This is a genomic window from Citrobacter sp. JUb117, assembly GCF_024809055.1.
GTDB classification, from domain to species: domain Bacteria; phylum Pseudomonadota; class Gammaproteobacteria; order Enterobacterales; family Enterobacteriaceae; genus Citrobacter; species Citrobacter gillenii.
In genome coordinates this window covers 73023-95135 of the sequence record NZ_JANUFB010000005.1, presented here as the reverse complement: position 1 = coordinate 95135, position 22113 = coordinate 73023, and the positions used below count along the sequence as shown (strand labels likewise).

The window sequence follows — 22113 nt, the reverse complement described above, 5'->3', positions numbered from 1 at the left end:
TGTGCTGAAATGATTCAGAAAAGTTAAATAAAAATGAAAACGCCGACGACGTCGGCGCGGGTGACGACAGGATTAGAATGAATGACCGTATTTATCCCGTCGGCTGAACCCCGAAGGTGTTACGGTGCCGTGAGGTTGTGGGAAAAATTCTTTTTCCGGAGTGTTACTTAAATGAAATTTATGTGTTCGTGACTGCAGGTCGTTTACCTGATTTTTCAGAATGGCAGATGAATCCCATAACTCATCGACCATGATGGCATTACTTTGAGTCACGTTTTCCAACTCTGCCAGGGCCTGGGTAATCTTAACGATACCCTTCTCCTGTTCCCGCGTGGTGGTTAATATCTCCCCCATCAATTGGTCCAATTGCCCGGCGCCGCCCACGATATCCTGCATATTTTTTTCGGCTTCGCGGACAATAGCCGCCCCTTCGCGCACGTTATAATGAGTTTCATCAATCAGCCGTTTAATACTCTTTGCCGCTTCAGCACTACGATGGGCCAGCGTCCTCACTTCTCCCGCTACCACGGAAAACCCCTTGCCGTGCTCACCTGCTCGTGCTGATTCCACAGCTGCGTTTAATGCCAGAATATTCGTCTGAAAAGCAATGCCATCGATCAGGGCGATGATTTCCGTCATCTGCTGCGCGCATTCGGTGATAGAGCGCATATTGGTCGCAACCTGTACCATTAATTCGCCCCCCTGACGGGCAGAGTGTGTAGCGATATTCGCCTGGGCACTGGCCAACTGCGTATTCTCAGCATTATTACGTGTACTGATGGCTATCTCATCCATATTGGCAGAGGTTTGCGTTAACGCCCCTGATTGCTGCTCCGTTTTAACCGACAGCGCTGCACTGCGGTCCGCAAGTTGTTCAGAGAGCATCATCGCCGTGCGTGAAGAAGTGCGGATTTCGCTGACTAACGCAGAAATATTACTCGATAAGCTATTGATACCCGGAATAAGTCGCCCGGCGCAATTATTTCCGAACTCAGGAATACTGATCGCCAAATTCCCTGACGTGACCTCTTCAATGCTTTTTTTGACGGTATTGATTGGTTCAACGAGATATTTTGTCATGTACCACCACAGACATAATATCGAGATCAGACTCACTACGTCAGTATAAATAATAGTATCAATCTCTGTGGATAATAATAACTCCATCACATTGAGAATAAAAAGTGTTAATGTCACAAATGAAATAATAAACGTCCTGACGCTTATATTCTTCAACATTTTCAGCTCTGCTCACCAAGAAATAATATAAATACGGGTAGTAATTTTTATAGCAGTTGCGATACAGATTACCATTCGCTTACGCAGAAACCTTAATTTTCAATTGGACCCTACCCCACTTTCACTTAAGGCGTATTATTACAGTTTAAATTTTCATTAATGCCGCATTTTTCTCTGCCAAAGCGGAGCACCGCACCAACGTTCAGATTATTGTGATGAGGAGCACACCACGAACACAAAATGCGCAAAAACATAAATATGGTGAATGTTTACATAAGCGAAAATAGAATATTTCCTATTTTGAGAGGTTCAAGCTAATACTCATGATAAAATATTAAGACTATTCCTGGTTTTATCGGGTTAACTTGACAAAACCTGCTAGATTTAACATCACGACTTTTTATCTATAGGTAGTACGATGTTGCACGTGTCGTGGGACCCTGTACTGATTGGGATTTCCTTTGTAGTCGCTTTTATTGCCTCTTTTATTGCTCTCGACAGTGCGGGAAAAGTGGCAATCTCCAGTCGACGAGAATCGACCTTCTGGCGGTTATCCGGTGGTGCGACGCTAGGTCTGGGGATCTGGTCAATGCATTTTATTGGTATGCTGGCCATGAAAATGAGCATGTCGATAAATTATCATTTCGTACTCACCGCGTGCTCTTTTCTCATTGCTCTTGTAAGTGCAACGTTTGCCATCAATATCGCCATATCGGGTCAGACGCTTTCAACAAAACGCCTGGTTGTCGCCACGAGTCTATTAAGCACTGGCGTAGTGGCAATGCACTACGTTGGCATGGCGGCCATTATTGAACATGTGGCAATTATCTGGGATCGCAGGCTTATTCTGCTCTCTGTGGTCATTGCCGTCGTGGCGTCGGGCGTGGGTTTATGGCTGGCGTTTCATTTACGCCAAAATACCCGGCGCGCGTTGATCAACCGCCTTATTGCCGCGCTCATTATGGCGCTGGCTATTGCGTCTATGCATTACACCGGGATGAGTGCTGCAACTTTCACTCACGTCACGCACACCGCGCACGAGGGGATCTCCACGCTGGAACTCTCCATTTGGGTCAGCGCCATAACGATGGTGATCCTGGGGATAATGCTGGTGATTTCGATGGTGGACGCCCAACTACGGACATCACGACTGGCAGATAATTTGCATCAATTAAACTGTCAGCTCGAACATCAGGTCCACTTTGACCCGCTGACTGGGCTTGCCAACCGCACCCAGATCGATGCCTGCCTACAGGCCTGCCTGCAGTATTCCAGGCTGCATCAACACCCTTTTGCGCTGGTCTTTATTGATCTCGATCGGTTCAAAGTGGTCAACGACACCTGGGGTCATCACATGGGCGATCAACTGCTGATCGCCAGTACTCAACGCATCTATACCTGTCTTGATGACACTATGACCCTCGCAAGGTTGGGTGGGGATGAATTCATGCTGCTGGTTCCGAATAGCGGCAGAGAGGCTATCTCCAACCTGCTGGCCCGTATTGCCAATGTTATCAAAGAGCCGTTTACGCTATGTGGACATTCTCTTCGGGTGTCGTTAAGCGCAGGAAGCAGTATTTATCCTGAACATGGCGCAACGTTGCATGAGTTAAAAGTGAAGGCTGACATGGCGATGTACCATGTTAAACAGGCTGGCAGAAACGGTTGGGCAATATACACGCCAGATATGGAGGCAATCGCAGATACGCCACCGACGTTTTTACAGGAACTGTCGCAGGCGATTGAGCGTAATCAATTCGAGCTATGGTATCAGCCTAAATATACCGCAGGCGATCATACGCTGACCGGATTTGAAGCACTCCTTCGCTGGCACCACCCCGAGCGCGGCATGCTGCTGCCTGCTGAATTTCTTCCCGCGCTTGAGGAGACAGGTCTGATCATTCCAGTCGGTGACTGGGTTATTCATCAGGCCTGTTTTCAGTTACACCAATGGGCGTCGCAAGGTCATAGCCAGTGGACGCTCGCCGTTAATCTTTCATCCGCCCAGTTTGAACAGCATGATATCGTCGATATTGTCTGCAATGCTCTCGCGCAATATCAGCTATCACCGACACAATTAACGCTGGAACTGACTGAAAGTACAGCCCTTAAAAATTTAAAGCATAGCGTCGACGTTTTAAATGCATTTTCTGCACTCGGCATCACCATTTCTATTGATGATTTTGGCACCGGTTATTCAAATATCCTGATGTTAAAGTCACTCCCGGCGCGGGAATTAAAAATTGACAGAATATTTGTCAAAGATATTAGTGAGAACAGCAAAAATACAAAAATCGTGTCTACTATTATTGACATAGCCCACTCGATGAATATGTGCGTAGTGGCTGAGGGTATAGAGACACATGAGCAGGAAATACTCCTCACCCAAATGGGATGCAGAGTTTTACAAGGTTTTCTGTTTGCTAAGCCCCTGCCCGCACATCAGATCCATGAATTGATGCACACAGAAAGCAGCGTAAAACCGATACTGGCCGCACAGGCATTGTCTCACCAGGAATCAATATCGTGTGAGACTGAAAAAGAAATATTAGTTGCCAGTCGGTCGGCAACATAGCCAATGAAGATAACGGGATTATCGATGAGCACAAACGAACTGCATTCACTGGATTTATTAACCATTCCGGTCTGGCTCGTTTCGCCCTATACCGAGGACCTGGTATTCGCCAATACCGTAGCTCGGGAGATCATGCAAGCTGCGGATTTCTCACGCCTCAGGAAGGGGGTGTTTTCGACCCATGCTCAGGCCGACTTAACCCAGTATCTCAGCGACCTGAAAAATCAGCATGACATTGTGGAAATCCTCACAGTTTGCCGGGACGGAGAGGAAATTGCCCAGGCCTGCCGTCTGTCGATCAGAGTTCTGGCTAATTGCGGTGACGTCATTCTTTTTGAAGGTATTGAAACCCCGGCGGCACAAGGGCTTAAAGCCAGTCGTTCCGCCAATTACCAACGTAAAAAACAGGGATTTTACGCGCGTTTTTTCCTGACAAACTCAGCGCCGATGCTGCTCATCGATCCGTCTCGCGATGGGCTGATTGTCGACGCCAACCTCAGTGCGCTGAATTTTTATGGTTACAGCCATGACGTGATGTGCCAGAAACATACCTGGGAAATTAACATGCTGGGGCGTCACGTCTTACCGGTGATGCATAAAATTGCGCATCTGCCTGGCGGCCATAAGCCCTTACATTTTGTCCACAAACTGGCCGACGGCAGCACTCGTCACGTGCAAACCTACGCTGGCCCCATCGAGATTTACGGTAATAAACTGATGCTGTGCATTATTCACGATATTACCGAGCAAAAACGCCTTGAGCAGGAACTGGAACGGGCTGCACTGCGTGACGCCTTAACCGGATTATTCAATCGCAGGCATTTTTATCACATCACTGAAGCTGAACAAACGCACGCTATGCCGCTGACGCAGGACTATAGCTTGTTACTGATCGACACCGATCGTTTTAAAAGCATTAACGATCTCTTCGGTCATTTGAAGGGCGATGAGGTGCTTTGCGCGCTGGCCCGCACGCTGGAAGCCTGCGCGCGTAAAGACGATCTGGTCTTTCGTTGGGGAGGTGAAGAATTTTTACTGCTCCTGCCACGTACATCTCTCGATGTTGCACTTAATCTGGCAGAAACCCTACGTGCGACGGTTGCCCGTGTCAGCCTGCCGGGCCTCCCCCGCTTTACCGTCAGCATCGGCGTGGCACGACACGAAGCGAATGAAAGCATTGATGAATTGTTCAAACGCGTGGACGACGCGTTATACAAAGCCAAGAACGAAGGCAGAAACCGGGTGCTGGCAGCCTGAGATCGCAGCCGTTAACGACTGCGTTTTGCATGGCGCTCCCAGTTTTCCTGTTTGGCCTGCGCCGTTTTGCGAAGTGCAACATAACATGCCCCGCTACCACCATGGTGCGGCAGTGCACTGCAGTACGCCTGCACGTCGTCAAACTCCGTCAACCAACGCGCCACGTAGCTGCGCACGATATTGGCATGGGAATTATCGTCTCGTCCCTTGCCATGAATAATGAGGACGTTGCGCAGCCCCTCCTGTAGGGCCTGATGGATAAAACTGAATAACATCTGACGACATGTTTCGACCGGCTGACGCAAAAGATTGAGACTCGCCTGCTGGGGATACTTTCCGCTCCGCAGCTTATCGGTAACGCCCTGCTGTAACCCCTCGCGATGAAATGCCAGCGGTTCGTTCAACGGTACGATCTCCAGAAAACCCGTCGAGAGAAAATTATCCAACTGCAGCGTATCAATACGCGCTGGCGCACGAGGATTGCGCGAAGGCTGCCAGTGGATATCAGTACAGCCTTTCAGAGGTTCAACATCCCCCATAGCGTCCAGAAACAATGATGCGTCATCAGGGTTCATGTTTCATCCTCCAGCATTTTGCGACGGTCATTATCATAACTGCGCACTATTATACCGACAACTATACCGACAACGGTTTACAGCTATTTCCAATAATCAGGCGATTCTACTCGGTGGTTTAAGTCGTGGATCTTAGGGGGTATAGCTGTGAATATCCTTGGCGTGATAAGGTGTAAGCCCGCCAGATGACACGGGTATTGTCCCGCCGGTATTGAGAGAAACGGATGCTTAATTTACTTGAAGACACCATTGCAACACCGCTAGGTCCACTGTGGGTGATTTGCGATGAACAATTTCGCCTGCGCGCCGTCGAATGGGATCAGCACAGCGATCGTATGGAACAGCTGCTGGATATTCATTATCGCGCTGAAGGCTACCAACGCATTGCCGCAAAAAACCCCGGGGGGTTAAGCGATAAGTTGTCTGAATATTTCGCGGGGAATCTGGGCATTATTGATACACTGGAAACGGCCACCGCAGGTACCCCGTTTCAGCGGGAGGTCTGGCAAGCACTACGCGCGATCCCCTGTGGTCAGGTGATGCACTATGGGCAACTGGCCGAACAACTGGGGCGTCCCGGTGCCGCCAGGGCCGTGGGGGCGGCAAACGGTTCTAACCCAGTCAGCATCGTTGTTCCCTGCCATCGTGTGATTGGACGCAACGGTACCATGACCGGATATGCAGGTGGCGTGCAGCGAAAAGAGTGGTTATTGCGCCATGAAGGCTATTTGCTACTCTAGAATCCAGGCAATTAATGCCTTATTCATCACACTTCTACATAAAGCAACCGCAGATAAAGTGCGGTTAATCAAACAGATACAAACATTCAACTCGCTTATGCCTGAATTATTCTCTCTTAGGGGTAGGTCAGGCTTACGTGCTCACCAAAAAGATGTTAAAATTGACAAATATCAATTACGGCTTGAGCAGACCTATGATCCCGGAAAAGCGAATTATACGGCGCATTCAGTCTGGCGGTTGTGCTATCCATTGCCAGGATTGCAGCATCAGCCAGCTTTGCATCCCGTTCACACTTAACGAGCACGAGCTTGACCAGCTCGATAATATCATTGAGCGCAAAAAGCCTATCCAAAAGGGGCAGACGCTCTTTAAAGCAGGCGATGAACTTAAATCACTCTATGCTATCCGCTCCGGAACGATTAAAAGCTATACCATTACCGAACAAGGCGATGAGCAAATTACCGGTTTCCATCTGGCCGGCGATTTAGTCGGTTTTGACGCCATCGGTAGCGGTCATCATCCGAGCTTCGCACAGGCGCTGGAAACCTCAATGGTCTGTGAAATCCCATTCGAGACCCTGGACGATCTGTCCGGTAAGATGCCGAATCTGCGTCAGCAGATGATGCGTCTGATGAGCGGCGAGATCAAAGGCGATCAGGACATGATCCTGTTGCTGTCGAAGAAGAACGCAGAAGAACGTTTAGCGGCCTTCATCTACAACTTGTCCCGTCGTTTTGCCCAACGTGGATTCTCGCCTCGCGAATTCCGCCTGACCATGACTCGCGGAGATATTGGTAACTATCTCGGCCTCACGGTAGAAACCATCAGTCGTCTGCTGGGTCGATTCCAGAAAAGCGGCATGCTGGCGGTGAAAGGCAAATATATCACTATCGAGAATAGCGACGCGCTGGCTGTTCTTGCTGGCCATTCACGCAACGTAGCGTAATCGTTCTGCAAGCATCGCTATTACCCTTCTGTCACATCGCTAAATGTTCCCAATTTAACGATCTGGCAGAAGGTTCTCTTCTGCTCTAATCATCATTCATCGACTCTTTTCCGCTTTGCCCGTCTGGTATCCGTTTTCTGCTTACAACAAATGCATCCGCTATGAGTCAGTCACAATACAAAGGAATGTTATGAATTATATTCAAAGGGAAAAGCAGTGCTCAGCTCTGCAATTACATACAAGTCTGGACGCTGACCTGAAGGGCTATCAATGGGCGCGTGATCATGTCGGTCAATCTGGCGCAGCCATTTATCGATTGTATAGTAAAGCTGGTGCGCCGGAATTGTACCTGAAGCAAGGTAGAGGGACCGTTGCCGATGATATTACAGATGAAATGATCCGACTTAATTGGCTGAAGGCTTATTTACCACTTCCGGCTATCAAGCATTTTACCCGCACAGGGGATGAAGCGCTGCTACTCACAACAGCGATACCCGGCAAGACTGCGTTCCAGATGTTAGAAGAATACCCTGCTGCACAGAATAGTATTGTTGATGCACTTGCTGTATTCCTGCAGCGATTACACCAGTTCCCTGTAAGCCACTGTCCTTTTAACAGCGATCATTTGTTTCGGCTCGCATTGGCGCAAACACGAATGAATAGCGGTCTGGTTGATGCTGATGATTTTGATGATGAGCGCAAGGGGTGGTCTGTTGAACACGTCTGGAATGAGATGCAGTCCCTTTTACCCTTCTCGCCCGACTCCGTGGTGACGCACGGAGACTTCTCACTGGATAACCTTATTATTAGCCAGGGTGAAGTGGTGGGTTGTATTGATGTTGGTCGCGTTGGTATCGCCGATCGATACCAGGATCTTGCCATTATCTGGAACTGTCTCGGTGATTTTTCACCGTCTTTACAGAATAGACTTTTTCATACATATGGCATCGCAACTCCTGATCTGAAAAAGTTGCAGTTTCATTTGATGCTCGATGAGTTTTTTTAAATTGACGAGAAATCTCAACCCGTTCTGGCATCAAAGGGTTACAACGGCTAAGAACAGTTGCTCTCATTTCGTGGGATACGGACAAAAAACCGGGATTCTCCCGATTTATTGATCTGGCAGGAGGTTCTCCCCTGTTTCAATCCACATTATTGGGTTACTCTTTTAATGACAAACTGCGGTGACAGTTGTAAGGAGACCCTGTATGGCTATGTATCAAAACATGCTGGTGGTCATCGATCCGAACCAGGACGATCAACCTGCATTACGGCGAGCTGTTTATTTGCATCAACGGATTGGTGGCAAAATTAAAGCCTTTTTGCCGATCTATGACTTTTCCTATGAGATGACTACCCTGTTGTCGCCCGATGAGCGGACGGCAATGCGTCAAGGCGTTATCAGTCAGCGAACGGCATGGATACGCGAGCAAGCGAAATACTATATTGATGCAGGTATTCCTCTTGATATTAAAGTGGTCTGGCACAACCGTCCCTTCGAAGCCATCATCCAGGAAGTCATCAGTGCTAAGCATGACCTGGTCCTTAAAATGGCGCACCAGCACGACCGCCTGGAGGCGGTGATTTTCACCCCAACCGACTGGCATTTATTACGTAAATGCCCAAGTCCGGTGTGGATGGTCAAAGACCAACCATGGCCGGAAGGCGGGAAGGCGCTGGTTGCCGTCAACCTGGCCAGCGAAGAAGCGTATCACAACGCGCTTAACGAAAAGCTGGTCAAAGAAACGCTGATGCTCGCAGATCAGGTTAACCATACCGAAGTACATTTGGTGGGGGCTTACCCTGTTACCCCAATCAACATCGCCATTGAACTGCCTGAGTTTGACCCTAGCGTTTATAACGACGCGATTCGCGGACAGCACCTGCTGGCCATGAAGGCATTGCGTCAGAAATTCAGCATCGATGAGAAAGTCACGCACGTTGAAAAAGGATTGCCTGAAGAGGTCATTCCTGATTTGGCAGAGCATTTACAGGCGGGTATCGTAGTACTGGGTACCGTGGGGCGCACCGGCATTTCTGCCGCATTCCTTGGCAATACGGCGGAACAGGTCATCGACCATCTACGCTGCGATCTGCTGGTCATTAAGCCCGATCAGTATCAGACGCCGGTTGAACTGGACGACGAAGACGATTGATCACGCAGCAACCTGCCGGATGACGATGTCATCCGGCATCATAAGCGCTTAGTGCTTATCCTCGCCGCCAAGGAAATAGATCCCAAGCGGGATTGCCAGCAGAATAGTAAACACCATACTGTAGACGCCAATCATTGCCGATTGGATGGCATACATGGAAGCCGTCCAGTCAGACAGCGGGATATTGTACTGTTCAATCACCCCACCTATAGTGGCACGCGTCACCACCGATGCGGCGATGATAAACACCCCAAGCAGACACAACAAAAATTTTCTTCCCTTAGCTGTCTTCAGCTTAGCCATGATCATAGTCTCGTCCTTTTCTTGTGCAGATGAAAATATTGTCACTTTGCAATAACAATACCATGACATCAACTCACTGTCTGCTACATAAACTACCTACGGGGTTGACACCCGCGTTATTCAACTGAAAATAGCGCTAATTGTATTATTTCTATCTCCTCATGATGAATGATATGACAGCCTGTTACAGGTAAAATACCTGAGGTTCAGGATGTCAGATGATATTTTGCTAACACGGAGTAGCCAGGGAGAATCATGATCGCTAAATTGTTTATGAATAATGCCTTTAATCTGACGGTCATTCTCAGTTGCTGTGCAGCATTAGTGCTGATGAGCGTCTGGTTTCATCGTAGTGAAAAACACTGCAAAGGATTTATATTCCACGCGGCGCAGTTTTTCGTCTATGCCATTATTATCGGTACGTTTGGCAGCATCGCCAATAACGTTATCGACAGCTATAAACTGACATTTGTCTCGCCCAGCGTGGTCGATTTTCTTTGTACCTCGTTGATTGCATTGATTTTAACCACAAAGCTCTTTCTGGTGATTAACCAGTTTGAAAAAACGCAGATCAACAAAGGCCGGGACATTACCAGTGCGCGGATCCTGTCGCGTATTATTAAGATTACGATCGTCGTCGCCATCGTTTTACTGTACGGCGAGCATTTTGGTATGAGCCTGTCTGGCCTGTTAACCTTCGGCGGTATCGGTGGTATTGCTGTCGGTATGGCGGGGAAAGATATTCTGAGCAATTTCTTCTCAGGTATCATGCTGTATTTTGACAGACCGTTCAGCATCGGTGACTGGATCCGCTCCCCGGACAGAAACATCGAAGGTACGGTGACCGAAATTGGCTGGCGGATGACCAAAATAAACACCTTCGATCATCGTCCCCTGTATGTGCCCAATTCGATTTTCTCATCAATTAGCGTAGAAAACCCGGGCAGGATGAGCAATCGACGGATAAAAACGGTGATCGGGTTGCGGTATGAGGATGCCGATAAAATAAGCACGATTGTCGATGCGATCAGACAAATGCTGCAAAATCACCCTGGAATTGACCAGAAGCAGACCCTACTGGTCTACTTTAATGAGTTTGCCGATTCTTCGCTGAATATTATGGTTTACTGCTTCACCAAGACAACCGTGTGGCAGGAGTGGCTTGCCGTACAGCAGGATGTTTATTTGAAAATTATCACCCTGGTCCAGGAAAACGGCGCTGACTTTGCCTTCCCCAGCCAGACGCTGTATATGGATAATCCTCAGCCTCAGGCTTCTGCTCATTAAAAGGCATAAGGCGCGGAACCCCGCGTCTTATTAGTCTATCAATCAGGGAAGTGGGTTGTATTCTTCGTCGGCCACGGGTTCCAGCCATTCGTTCGAGGCGCCTGGAGCCGGGATTTCCACCGCGATATGCCCAAACCAACTCGCGTTATGCAACAATCTCAATTAAATTGCCGTCGGGATCGTGAATGACCGCTTCGTAATAGCCATCTCCAGTGGTACGCGGACCGGAGACGAGGATCCCCTGCTGTTTGGCGCGCATTGATATTGAGTCGACGTTCTCTACCCCACCAACAGAGATCGCCAGATGTACCCACCCGGTGGTGTTATTGTCGGGCACCACCTGGCTCAGGCTGGGTTTAGTCATTAACTCAATCGCAATACTCTCGCCAATTTTGACAAAATAGGATTCAAACCCGGGATTAGTTTTACTGGCGTATTTTTCGTTAATCTCACCGCCAAAAAAGGTGACCCAGAAACGGGCCTGCCGCTCGAGATCCTGTGTCCACAGCGCCATATGTGCAATCTTCATCACCTGCCTCTCTCAAACACGCCCATTAAGGGACATTGACAATACCAGTCATAATGCACGATCATGATTATTGTTGCTCGATATTTATTTTACCAGGAGTTTTTATGCTCGATTATGCTGCATTCCCGGAACAACGTCAGTCGCTGATTTATCAAATCCTGCAGGAAAACGGTAGGGTTGTCTGTTCCGAGCTTGCCGGTCGACTCGGCGTGTCAGAACACACAATTCGTCGGGATTTGCATGAGCTAAGTAAAGAAGGTGTCTGCAAAAAAGTGTACGGTGGCGCCGTCATTTCTTTGCCGGAATCTGAAGATATGTCGGTGAGGAAAACGAAAAATACGGCGAAAAAGAGTAGCCTCGCGCAACGCTGTGCCCGACTGGTCAAATCCGGCAGCTGTATCTTTATTGATAGCGGAACCACCAATCTGGCGATGGCTGAAGCGTTACCCGCCGAGCTTGCTTTGACCGTTGTGACTAATTCTCCGGAAATAGCCACCGCTCTGCTCAAGAAACCGTTGTACGATGTCATAATCCTCGGTGGCCCGATACAGCGCTCATCCGGTGGAAGTGTAGGCACCACCGCGATAACCCAGGTGCAGGGCATTTTGTTTGACCAGGGATTTATTGGCGGCTGCGCAATGGCACCGGAATCCGGTTTAACCGGGTTTGACTATGCCGACTGTGAGTTCAAGAGAGCGGTGATTAAGCAGTGCAATGAAACCATTGTCGCGCTGACGGCAGATAAGATCCCCGCAGTGGCCCGATATGTGGTCGCTCAGAGCAGCGAAATCGATGTGATAGTGGTAGAGGAAAACATAAGCAAACAGTATGGCACCGCTTTTCAGGCGCACGACATCCGGATTTATACCGTGTAACGCTCTCTCTGTGACGTCAACGAGTCACAGATGCAAATAGCACAGTGCTAAATTTTGCCCCTGCCGTTAACGCGGTGATGGCTGACAGGTAATCCAGACGAATGTTTTGCGGACTTTCCTGCCTTTCAACCACCAAATACTCCTCTTTACCTGCCGTTGTTCGTGTCGTCACGGCTCTGGCATCAAAGACTGTGCCGTCGGTGAGCACAATACGCAGCATATAGCGGTATAAGCAGGCGATCTCCAGATAATCATGAAGGTCGCAATCAACAGGGTGATACTTTTCTGTGGAATACATAACGGCCCCTGACCATTCGATCGGATGTTCGGGAAATTGCCCGCGCAACGCCCCGAACGCTTGTGTTATTTCAAGGCTTCGATAGGTGCGCCGAAGTTGATATGCAGCACATTGCCATCGATGACCAACGCCGGAACAGACTTCACGCCAGCCAACTCAGCCTCTGCCACCCGAGCAGGCTGTTCTCCCAGGTGAATGACATCAACCTCCACATCAGGGGACAGATGTTGTAGCAGCGTTTGTTCTGCGGATACGCACACCGGACAACCAGCATGATAAAACCGGGCTTTGCTCATAATACCTCTCCTGTGAATTATAGTATCGATTCGATACTATAATTCATACTACGATAGATTTAGACTTTGTCAATATAGTTTTTAGTCGATACTATATGCCGAGGAGGATTTTGTTATGCACGATATGTCACTTTTCGACGTTATGGACAGGCTTTCTAGCCTGATGCGGATGTGGTTTCGCCAGCATCCATTACTGTCGGAGCTGCAACCAGTACAGCTCAGCGCGTTAATGTATCTGGCGCGCTGCAACCGCTATTCCAATACGCCGCTCGGCGTGACGGATTACCTCGGTCTCACCAAAGGTACGGTATCCCAGTCGCTTAAGCTTCTGGAAACCAAAGGGTTGATCGTGCGCAAGCAGGATGATCGCGATAAACGCAGCGTTCATCTGCAATTAACTGAGTCAGCCAACACCTTACTGGATGCGCTGCTTCCCCCCACATTTTTAGTGGCAGGCGAATCGGCAATGGGTGAACGCGCGACGCAGCTAAAAGAACTGTTGTTCGAACTACTAAGAGAAATTCAGCGGACCCACAATGTGCCAGGCTTTGGTCTGTGCCATAGCTGTCGGTTTCACCAAAAAATAAAGGGTCAGGGATTTTGTAATCTGACGAAAGAGGTGTTGAGTGAAGATGATTCAATGCTGATTTGCCGGGAGCACCAGCCCCCGGAATAACAGGAAAAGGCTGGCACGAAAATGCCCCAGCCGATACCAGATTTAATGCTTCTCAATATACATGCTGCGGCTGTATGCCACATCTTCAGGGTTGGTAATCGGATACCCCTTCAGCCATGGCTTAATTAAACGACCATTGGTGTACTGATAAATCGGAGCAATTGGCGCCTGCTCCATCAGTATTTTTTCTGCCGCATTATAGTCCGCATTACGGGCTTTTTCGGTGCTTTCCATCGTGGCCTGGGTCAACACTTTATCGTACGCGGGATTATTAAACCGCGAAATATTGCCCGTGTGAGTCGAGGTTAATAATGACAGGAAGGTAGACGGCTCATTGTAATCCCCCACCCAGGAAGCACGGATAACATCGAAATTACCGGTATTACGACTGTCGATGTAGGTTTTCCACTCCTGGTTTTGCAACTTAACATCAACGCCCAGGTTTTTTTTCCACATTGACGCGACGGCGATGGCAATCTTCTGATGGTTTTCTGACGTATTATACAACAGCGTCAGATTTAGCGGTTTTTGTGGTCCATAGCCTGCCGCACGCAGCAGCGTCTTCGCCTGCGCGTTCAGCTCTTCCTGACTCATTTGCTCAAACGGTGAAGGTTCAGGCGTAAATCCCGCCGTGACATCCGGGGTAAAATGCCAGGCTGGTTTTTCGCCGGTTCCGAGGACTTTTTCCGCCATCAGACGACGATCGATAGTCATGCTGAGCGCCAGACGCACGCGTGAATCAGCCGTCGGGCCTTTCTGGGTGTTAAACGCATAATAATAGGTGCCGAGCTGCGGCGGGGTATAAACCTGTCCCGGAATATCCTTCAGTAGTTTCTGATACATGTTCTTCGGGAAGGATTCCGTAATATCAATATCGCCAGCCAGATAACGTTTTGTTGCCGCAGATTCCTGGTTAATCGGCAGGAAGGTGACTTTTTGCAGCACGGTATTGGCGTTATCCCAATAATGCGTATTCGGTACCACCACCAATTTTTCGTTAACCACGCGGTCTTTTAATACATACGCGCCGTTACCGATTAAATGACCCGGTCTCGTCCACTCTTTACCGCTTTCAACATTGGCTTTCTGTACCGGATAAAACGCAAAGTTAGCCGTTAAATTTGCAAACCACGGCAGCGGTTTATCCAGCTGAATTCTTAAGGTGCGGGCATCTACCGCGCTAACGCCCAGCGTATCGGGAGTGGCTTTACCATCGATAATCGACTGCGCATTATTGATCCCGGCTAGCGCCGCAAACCAGGCAAACGGAGACAGTGTTTTCGGATCAACCAGACGCTGCCAGCTGTAAACAAAATCTTGTGCCGTTACCGGCGTACCGTCGGCCCATTTGGCATTATCACGCAGCGTAAACGTCCAGACACGGTTATCGTTACTCTTCCACTGGGTGGCAACGCCAGGCACAATTTCGCCCTTTTCGTTTTGGTTAACCAGCCCTTCAAATAAATCACGAATGACCTGAATTTCTGGTAACCCCACAGCCTTGGCCGGATCGAGCGAGGCCGGTTCATCTTTGATATGACGCACCAGTTCTTGTTTCTCTGCCAGTACCGTACCGCTGGGTACATCCGCAGCCCAGGACAAGGAAATGCTGCTAACCAACAGCGCACAACAGGTTACTGGAACAGAATGCCGCATAAGATACCCTCAAATCTGGCCATTAAGTGAATGTGTAATTATTTGTATCGCCAGCAGGAAATGCAATTAACTTCGGACAAGAAAGTGATATTACACCTGAAAAGATAAGTGTGTGAAAACGATTTGATTATCCATACATTTTGCACAACACTGCGAATAACAATTTATGCATTCAGAGATGACTATGACCGTTACCCGTCCCCGTGCCGAGCGCGGCGCATTTCCGCCAGGAACCGAACATTACGGACGTTCACTCTTAGGTGCCCCGTTAATTTGGTTTCCCGCGCCGGCAGCCGATCGTGATAGTGGACTCATTCTGGCGGGTACCCACGGTGACGAAAACGCATCAATTGTCACGCTGTCCTGCGCCTTGCGTACGCTTACCCCTTCCCTGCGCCGTCACCACGTGGTACTGGCGGTAAACCCTGACGGGTGTCAGCTCGGCCTGCGCGCCAATGCTAACGGGGTTGATCTCAATCGTAATTTCCCGGCAGCAAACTGGAAAGCAGGTGAAACTGTCTATCGCTGGAATAGCAGTGCAGAACAACGCGATGTCGTGCTGTTGACGGGGGATCATCCGGGCTCCGAACCGGAAACCCAGGCGCTGTGTCAGTTGATTCACCGCATTCATCCCGCCTGGGTGGTCTCATTTCACGACCCGCTGGCATGCATTGAGGATCCGAGGCACAGCGAACTGGGCGAGTGGCTGGCACGAGGGTTCGAACTCCCCCTCGTCACCAGCGTGGGTTATGAAACACCGGGGTCTTTCGGCAGTTGGTGTGCCGATCTGAACTTGCACTGCATTACCGCAGAGTTCCCGCCCATCTCTTCAGATGAAGCCAGCGAAAAATACCTGCTGGCGATGTCCAATTTGCTGCGCTGGCACCCTAAAGATGGAGTTGCCCGGTCGTAAAATGCAGGGCGGGCTGCACATCGTTCGCAAGCCAGGTCGGGCCGTCGAGATCGGCAAAGCAGACCTGCGGCGTAAGCGGCAAAGCGGCATTGATCGCGCGCGATGTGCACAGCATGCATCCCAGCATCAATGCAAAACCCTGTTCTCGGGCTTCGGTCGCCAGCGCCAGTGCTTCCGTCAGGCCACCGGTTTTATCCAGCTTAATGTTCACCATCTCATAGCGTCCGTGTAGCGCTTTCAGGCTACTGCGGGTATGGCAGCTTTCATCCGCACAGATGGGCAGCGGATGCACAAAATTCTCCAGCGCAGCATCATCCTGAGCAGGCAGCGGCTGTTCCAGCATGGCAACACCTAAGTCAGCCAGCAGCTGACAGCGTGCAGCCAGACCTTCGGCACGCCAGGACTCATTGGCATCAACAATCAACGTCGCATCAGGAACAGCCGAACGAATAGCGACCATACGTTCGCTGATTAAGCGCGCATCCAGTTTGACTTTCAGCAGCGTCGCCCCGTTCTCCCACAGGGCGGCAGCGCTTGCCGCCATCTGTTCCGGCGTGCCGATCACCACCGTCTGAGCCGTCGTTACCGTTGCATCGAGTTCGACACCGACCTGCTCCACCAGGGTTTGCTGCTGTTGCCGGGCACTTAAATCCCAAAGCGCGCAGTCGACAGCATTACGTGCGGCACCGGCAGGCAGTAGCTTTTGTAAATCTTCGCGCGTCAGTCCGTTTTCCAGCTGTGGGGCGATACCCATAATTTGCGCCAGTACCGAGGCATCGCTCTCGCCATAGCGAGGATAAGGCGTACACTCGCCAATCCCCTTCACGCCGTTTTCTTCCAGTTCGACCACCACCACGTGCGCTTCGGTCCTGCTGCCACGGGCAATTACAAACGGGGTGTGTAACGGCCAGGCTTCCTCATATACCTTCACTGTTCTCATTTGTTTTCCTTATGCAGTCCCGGAAGTGGATATCCGCAAATAGCGTTTGCCGTGTTAACTGTTGATGGCATAAACTAACCTCGACGTTAACTATATGTAAACAGGAAGATAACCATGTCACAAACCGTTCATTTCCAGGGCAACCCGGTTGCCGTTGCCGGCTCCATTCCTCAGGCAGGTAGCAAAGCGCAGGCTTTTACCCTTGTGGCTAAAGACCTGTCTGACGTTACGCTGGGCCAGTTTGCCGGCAAGCGCAAAGTGCTGAATATTTTCCCAAGCATCGATACCGGCGTCTGTGCGGCATCGGTACGTAAGTTTAACCAACTGGCGACAGAAATCGACAATACTGTCGTACTGTGTATTTCAGCCGACCTGCCATTCGCCCATTCTCGCTTTTGTGGCGCGGAAGGCCTGAGCAACGTGATCACTCTGTCCACCCTGCGTAACGCGGAATTCCTGAAAAACTACGGCGTTGAAATCGCCGAAGGCCCACTGAAGGGCCTGGCCGCGCGTGCCGTGGTGGTTATCGACGAGAATGACAACGTCATTTTCAGCCAGCTGGTGAATGAAATCACCAACGAGCCAGACTATGCTGCCGCTCTGGACGTACTGAAAGCCTAAGTCGCCCTAAAGCAAAAAGCCTCCATTCGGAGGCTTTTTCATCTACGTATTACTCTTCGCTTTTTTTCTGCTGACTCAGACCGTATTCACGTAACTTATTGGCGATTGCCGTATGCGAAACACCAAGTCGTTTGGCCAGTTTGCGCGTACTGGGATAATTCATATACAGCTGCGTCAGGACAGAGCGCTCGAAGCGGCTGGTAATTTCATCCAGCGACCCTTCCATCACCTCTTCCCCCACAGCTACCGTCGCCGCATCATAATCCGGTAATAAGATATCCTGTGGCCGCAGTTCGTACCCTTCAAGCTGGGTTAATGCCCGGTAGATAGCATTTTTCAACTGGCGCACGTTACCCGGCCAACCGTAGCGGGTTAACACCGTACTGAGATCGGCGGACAGTTTCGGGCGCGGCACGCCCTGTTCGTCGGCAAAACGCGCCACAAACAGCTCGGTGAGCGGCATAATGTCTTGCGGACAATCGCGCAACGGCGGCAGGTTGAGCGTCAGTACATTCAGACGATAATAGAGATCTTCGCGGAACAAACCTTTCTGTACCAGCTCCACCAGATTTTTTTGCGTGGCGCAAATCACACGGACATCAACGTGAACCTCATGATCTTCGCCGACGCGGCGGAAGGTCCCGTCATTAAGAAAACGCAGCAATTTGGTCTGCATGCTCGGCGACATTTCGCCAATTTCATCCAACAGTACTGAACCACCGTTAGCCTGCTCAAAGAAACCTTTTTTACCTTCCCCCACATGACCAAACAGCTCGCTTTCTACCGCATCTTCAGGGATCGACGCACAATTCAGCGCCAGATAAGGTTTCGCCGCTCGCGGGCTTGCCAGATGGCAGGCATGGGCAAACAGATCTTTCCCCGTCCCGGTATTGCCGGTAATCAGCAGCGGTGCGCTCAGCATGGCCAGTTTACGCGCCTGTTCTACCACGTGCTTCATTTTGGCACTGACGGCAATAATCTGGCTAAAGGCGCTCAGGTCCTGGGTGGTCATGTTTTGCAACTGACGCCCCATGCGGATGGTGGAACGCAGCATCACCACCGCGCCGGTTAACATCTGTTCCTGATTTTCGCCCTGCAAATGGACAGGGGTTATTTCCATCAGGAAATTCTGTCCATTAATGACGACATGCTCGCTGTGGGAATCCTGCGGATTGCTCTCCAGCCAGCGCTGGAAGTTAAAGCCATTGATGAGTTGCGCCGCCGTGTGGTTGCGCATACGATCCTGAGTGTGGGCAAAAAGCTGGCAGCTCGCCGGGTTCGCCATCTCCACTTTGCTTTTCATGTCCAGTGAAAGGACCGGTTCAGGCAGCGCCTCAAGCAGCGCGCTCAGCGCCAGGTGTTCGCGTTCAGAAGGCATCCAGGGCACGGTGCGCACATCCGTAACACCGGCAATACGGCGGATTTCAGCCATCAGGCTGCTGAAGTTGGTGAACTCCAGTTCCGCAAAATTAAGGTAGATTCGCCCGATGGGGTCGATCTCGATACCGCGTAAGTCAATGCCTCGAAGCACCAGTAAATCGAGTAATTCGCGGGTCAGACCAAGTCGGTCTTCACAAAACACTTCCAGACGCATGGGAACCTTCACCTAAACAAGGGATCATGTGATAGATGATAAGCCAGTATTTCGTTAGCAGGAAGGACTCTGTCAACAAATATTGACAGCACGCTGGAAAATTAGGCGCCGGGGCGTAAAGTTATACGATCGGCGCCCATTTTTACTCAGCTTTCACGCGCAGGTTTATTCTTTTGTACGGTCTCTTTGACCTGAGTGATCAACTGGCGACGGAAATCACCGAGACGCGGTTTATCATCGTCAATCCACGGCAGCGGACGACACAGTTCCATCGCTTTAATCCCCAGACGCGCCGTTAACAACCCGGCGCCAATGCCCTGGGCAGCACGCGTGGATAAACGTGCCGCCAGATCCTGCGACATCCAGTCCATACCGACTTCGCGAACCAGTTCACTGGCCCCGGCAAAGGCAATATTCAGCAGCACCAGGCGGAACAGGCGCAAGCGGCTGTAATAGCCCAGTTCGATGCCGTATAGCGTCGCAATACGGTTAATCAATCGCAGATTTCGCCAGGCGATAAATGCCATGTCCACCAGCGCCAGCGGGCTGACCGCGATCATCAACGTAGATTCTGCCGCTGAGCGGCTGATTTCACGTCGCGCCTGCGCATCCAGCACAGGCTGCACCAGATGAGCATACAGACTCACCACTTCACGATCGTTTTGCGTTTCGTGTATAGAGGCATACCAGCGCTGTAGCGCCGGATGAGACTGGTCGATACCCGCCTGCTGTGCCAGCTTTTCACAAAACGCGCGCCCTTTGCCGGCGCCATGGCTATGCAACAAATCCCGCGCTTCATCACGCTCGTGCGCGCGCTGGCGTAAACGCCACAGCCGACGCCACTCCGTTGCCACCGAACCGACACCGGCACCAACGATCAGCGCCCCGGCGACATACCCGCCCAGCGCAACCCAGTCCTGCGTTTGCCAGGCATTCATCGTCCACTGCACACCCTGTGCGACCACGCTGACGCCAAACAATGCCAGTCCGCTCATCACCATTTTGCGCCACAGGCTACGCTTAGGACGTAAAGCAGCATCAATGACCGCTTCAGCTTGTCCTTCATCTGCCAGCGGCTCGTCAAGTTGAGCCGGAGAAAAAGTCTGCGCTTGCGTATCGTCGAACATCTGCTGCGCTTTAAAGGCCGGACGTTGATCAACGTCCAGCGGTCCTGAGAAATCGATACGCGGTTTTAACGGCTCGCTCATCGCAATTTATCTCCTATTAAAAACTCCAGCGCGGCATCAAGACGAATGTGCGGTAAGGGCTTATCCACATCCATGACCTGCGGACGAAACGCTTCAAACTGAAAGCCCTGACTGTCCCAAAACGCCTGACCCGGTAAGCGTGCTGGCACCTCTCCCGGATAGACGGTTAGCGGCGCGCCGTCGCTCAGGCGGTTCCCCCGCAGTGCCGGGATCTTCTCGCCTTTCACATCGATCAATCCGCTGGTAGTGGCCTGTACCGACGCCAGCCCCAGACAATCCATGCTGATGCCTTCAAAGGCGGCATTTTGCCAAGCGTCCTGGATCAGTTGCTGCAGTAGCGACACCATGTTGGCATGCTGATCGACCGTCACGTGGTCGGCTTTGGTAGCGGCAAACAGTAACTTGTCGATCACCGGTGAGAACAACCGCCGGAACAATGTACGCTGACCATAATGGAAGCTTTGCATCAATTGCGTGAGCGCCAGACGCATATCGTTAAACGCCTGTGGTCCGCTATTGAGCGGTTGCAGGCAGTCAACCAGCACAATCTGACGGTCAAAGCGCAGGAAGTGATTCTTATAAAACCCCTTCACCACTTTCTCGCAGTAGTAATTGAATCGATCGCGCAGCATGCCAGCGTTGGTGTTTTTATCAGCCTGCGCCAGTTTCGATTCGCCATACGCGTCAACATCCGGCCACGGGAAAAACTGCAGCGCGGGTGCGCCCGCCATATCGCCCGGCAGAACAAAGCGCCCCGGCTGAATAAAATGCAGGCCCTGCTGCTTACACTGATGCAAATAATCCGTCCAGGCGGCGGCAATCTCCGCCAGACGATTTTCATCGGCGGGCGCTAAGGGATCTACCCCCTGACTTAACTGCCGCCATTTTGCCGACCATTCTGCCCGCTGGCCCTGCAATAATCCGGTCATTTGCCGCGACCAGCTCAGGTAATCCTGTGCCAGCATCGGCAAATCAAGCAGCCATTCGCCCGGATAATCGACGATCTCCAGATATAACGTGGAGGTGTCTTTAAAGTGGCGCAGCAATGAGTCATTGGACTTATAACGCAGCGCCAGACGAATCTCACTCACGCCGCGCGTCGGTGTCGGCCAAGTCGGCGGAGCGCCGTACAGCTGGGCCAGCCCTTCATCATAGGTAAAGCGCGGAATGCCAAAGTCGCGTTGTGGAACCCGTTTAACGCCGAGCAGACGCTCTTCGCGCACCGCACTGAGCAGCGGCAGACGAGCGCCGGCATGAATATTGAGTAATTGGTTCACCATCGCGGTGATAAACGCGGTCTTACCACTGCGGCTAAGCCCGGTGACAGCCAGACGCAGATGCCTGTCCACGCCGCGATTCACCAGCGAATTGAGTTCATTTTTGAGTCGCTTCATCGCCATCCCGTTATGCTGAAGGAACCGTAGAAAA

General features: G+C 50.8%; 22 protein-coding genes and 1 pseudogene. 11 read left to right on the top strand and 12 right to left on the bottom strand.

Going from position 1 to position 22113, the window contains the following annotated elements; translation table 11 throughout:
* Positions 1–72 precede the first annotated feature (72 nt).
* Positions 73–1239, bottom strand: coding sequence for a methyl-accepting chemotaxis protein (locus M2374_RS12865; RefSeq protein WP_259155056.1), 1167 nt, complete (start codon positions 1237–1239; stop codon positions 73–75).
* A 418-nt stretch (positions 1240–1657) separates the two neighbouring features.
* Here M2374_RS12865 and M2374_RS12860 point away from each other — a divergent pair, with 418 nt between their 5' ends.
* Entirely contained in the window at positions 1658–3814 is a 2157-nt protein-coding gene (locus M2374_RS12860; RefSeq protein ID WP_117342870.1) for a bifunctional diguanylate cyclase/phosphodiesterase, read from the top strand.
* A 24-nt stretch (positions 3815–3838) separates the two neighbouring features.
* Positions 3839–5071, top strand: coding sequence for a sensor domain-containing diguanylate cyclase (locus tag M2374_RS12855; RefSeq protein ID WP_115258352.1), 1233 nt, complete (start codon positions 3839–3841; stop codon positions 5069–5071).
* 11 nt (positions 5072–5082) lie between these two features.
* Here the strand turns inward: M2374_RS12855 and smrA are convergent, their stop codons facing one another.
* Positions 5083–5646 carry a DNA endonuclease SmrA gene (gene smrA, locus M2374_RS12850; RefSeq protein ID WP_096756911.1) on the bottom strand — a complete coding sequence of 188 codons (564 nt, stop codon included), beginning with the start codon at positions 5644–5646 and terminating at the stop codon, positions 5083–5085.
* 224 nt (positions 5647–5870) lie between these two features.
* On the opposite strand from smrA, the gene ogt reads away from it, so the two are divergent.
* The 4 genes from ogt to uspE all read left to right on the top strand — a co-directional run bounded on the left by ogt (position 5871) and on the right by uspE (position 9489).
* On the top strand, positions 5871–6386 hold the full coding sequence (gene ogt, locus M2374_RS12845; RefSeq protein ID WP_135911932.1) for a methylated-DNA--[protein]-cysteine S-methyltransferase: 516 nt from the start codon (positions 5871–5873) through the stop codon (positions 6384–6386).
* Between the two features lie 194 nt (positions 6387–6580).
* Positions 6581–7333 (top strand): fumarate/nitrate reduction transcriptional regulator Fnr, encoded by a 753-nt coding sequence (fnr, locus tag M2374_RS12840; RefSeq protein ID WP_135911931.1) that lies wholly within the window; start codon positions 6581–6583, stop codon positions 7331–7333.
* 190 nt (positions 7334–7523) lie between these two features.
* Entirely contained in the window at positions 7524–8339 is an 816-nt protein-coding gene (locus M2374_RS12835) for an APH(3')-I family aminoglycoside O-phosphotransferase (RefSeq protein ID WP_181689054.1), read from the top strand.
* Positions 8340–8541: 202 nt separating this feature from the next.
* Complete coding sequence (gene uspE / locus M2374_RS12830) at positions 8542–9489, top strand: universal stress protein UspE (protein ID WP_096756907.1); 948 nt, start codon at positions 8542–8544, stop codon at positions 9487–9489.
* A 48-nt stretch (positions 9490–9537) separates the two neighbouring features.
* On the opposite strand, the gene M2374_RS12825 is transcribed toward uspE, so the two are convergent.
* Complete coding sequence (locus M2374_RS12825) at positions 9538–9798, bottom strand: DUF2534 family protein (RefSeq protein WP_096756906.1); 261 nt, start codon at positions 9796–9798, stop codon at positions 9538–9540.
* 249 nt (positions 9799–10047) lie between these two features.
* On the opposite strand from M2374_RS12825, the gene M2374_RS12820 reads away from it, so the two are divergent.
* The gene (locus M2374_RS12820) at positions 10048–11079 is read left to right on the top strand and encodes a mechanosensitive ion channel family protein (RefSeq protein WP_115258348.1); all 1032 of its coding nucleotides are present in this window, start codon (positions 10048–10050) and stop codon (positions 11077–11079) included.
* A 42-nt stretch (positions 11080–11121) separates the two neighbouring features.
* Here M2374_RS12820 and M2374_RS22365 read toward each other — a convergent pair.
* A pseudogene (locus tag M2374_RS22365) lies at positions 11122–11220 on the bottom strand (cupin domain-containing protein); the annotation flags it as partial.
* 4 nt (positions 11221–11224) lie between these two features.
* On the bottom strand, positions 11225–11608 hold the full coding sequence (locus M2374_RS12815) for a VOC family protein (protein ID WP_115258347.1): 384 nt from the start codon (positions 11606–11608) through the stop codon (positions 11225–11227).
* A 104-nt stretch (positions 11609–11712) separates the two neighbouring features.
* On the opposite strand from M2374_RS12815, the gene M2374_RS12810 reads away from it, so the two are divergent.
* Positions 11713–12483, top strand: a complete 771-nt coding sequence (locus M2374_RS12810; protein WP_135911930.1) for a DeoR/GlpR family DNA-binding transcription regulator — start codon at positions 11713–11715, stop codon at positions 12481–12483.
* Positions 12484–12499: 16 nt separating this feature from the next.
* Here the strand turns inward: M2374_RS12810 and M2374_RS12805 are convergent, their stop codons facing one another.
* Both M2374_RS12805 and M2374_RS12800 read right to left on the bottom strand, forming a co-directional pair.
* The gene (locus tag M2374_RS12805; protein ID WP_115258345.1) at positions 12500–12781 is read right to left on the bottom strand and encodes a Rho-binding antiterminator; all 282 of its coding nucleotides are present in this window, start codon (positions 12779–12781) and stop codon (positions 12500–12502) included.
* A gap of 65 nt (positions 12782–12846) precedes the next feature.
* Complete coding sequence (locus M2374_RS12800) at positions 12847–13077, bottom strand: glutaredoxin domain-containing protein (protein WP_096756901.1); 231 nt, start codon at positions 13075–13077, stop codon at positions 12847–12849.
* Positions 13078–13192: 115 nt separating this feature from the next.
* Here M2374_RS12800 and M2374_RS12795 point away from each other — a divergent pair, with 115 nt between their 5' ends.
* Positions 13193–13753: a MarR family winged helix-turn-helix transcriptional regulator gene (locus M2374_RS12795; RefSeq protein ID WP_115258344.1), complete on the top strand. Its 561-nt coding sequence runs from the start codon at positions 13193–13195 to the stop codon at positions 13751–13753.
* A gap of 42 nt (positions 13754–13795) precedes the next feature.
* On the opposite strand, the gene mppA is transcribed toward M2374_RS12795, so the two are convergent.
* Complete coding sequence (gene mppA, locus M2374_RS12790) at positions 13796–15409, bottom strand: murein tripeptide ABC transporter substrate-binding protein MppA (RefSeq protein WP_115258343.1); 1614 nt, start codon at positions 15407–15409, stop codon at positions 13796–13798.
* Between the two features lie 184 nt (positions 15410–15593).
* On the opposite strand from mppA, the gene mpaA reads away from it, so the two are divergent.
* Positions 15594–16322, top strand: coding sequence for a murein tripeptide amidase MpaA (mpaA, locus tag M2374_RS12785; protein ID WP_115258342.1), 729 nt, complete (start codon positions 15594–15596; stop codon positions 16320–16322).
* Here mpaA and ycjG read toward each other — a convergent pair.
* Positions 16297–17262, bottom strand: coding sequence for an L-Ala-D/L-Glu epimerase (ycjG, locus tag M2374_RS12780; protein ID WP_117342876.1), 966 nt, complete (start codon positions 17260–17262; stop codon positions 16297–16299). The two genes, mpaA and ycjG, sit on opposite strands and share 26 nt — an antisense overlap.
* Before the next feature lie 114 nt (positions 17263–17376).
* On the opposite strand from ycjG, the gene tpx reads away from it, so the two are divergent.
* Positions 17377–17883 carry a thiol peroxidase gene (gene tpx / locus M2374_RS12775; RefSeq protein ID WP_096756896.1) on the top strand — a complete coding sequence of 169 codons (507 nt, stop codon included), beginning with the start codon at positions 17377–17379 and terminating at the stop codon, positions 17881–17883.
* A gap of 49 nt (positions 17884–17932) precedes the next feature.
* Here the strand turns inward: tpx and tyrR are convergent, their stop codons facing one another.
* The 3 genes from tyrR to M2374_RS12760 all read right to left on the bottom strand — a co-directional run bounded on the left by tyrR (position 17933) and on the right by M2374_RS12760 (position 22079).
* The gene (tyrR, locus tag M2374_RS12770; protein ID WP_181689053.1) at positions 17933–19477 is read right to left on the bottom strand and encodes a transcriptional regulator TyrR; all 1545 of its coding nucleotides are present in this window, start codon (positions 19475–19477) and stop codon (positions 17933–17935) included.
* Between the two features lie 146 nt (positions 19478–19623).
* Positions 19624–20685: a YcjF family protein gene (locus M2374_RS12765; RefSeq protein ID WP_181689052.1), complete on the bottom strand. Its 1062-nt coding sequence runs from the start codon at positions 20683–20685 to the stop codon at positions 19624–19626.
* Entirely contained in the window at positions 20682–22079 is a 1398-nt protein-coding gene (locus M2374_RS12760; RefSeq protein ID WP_181689051.1) for a YcjX family protein, read from the bottom strand. Before M2374_RS12760 ends, M2374_RS12765 begins: the two co-directional genes overlap by 4 nt.
* Positions 22080–22113: the final 34 nt, after the last annotated feature.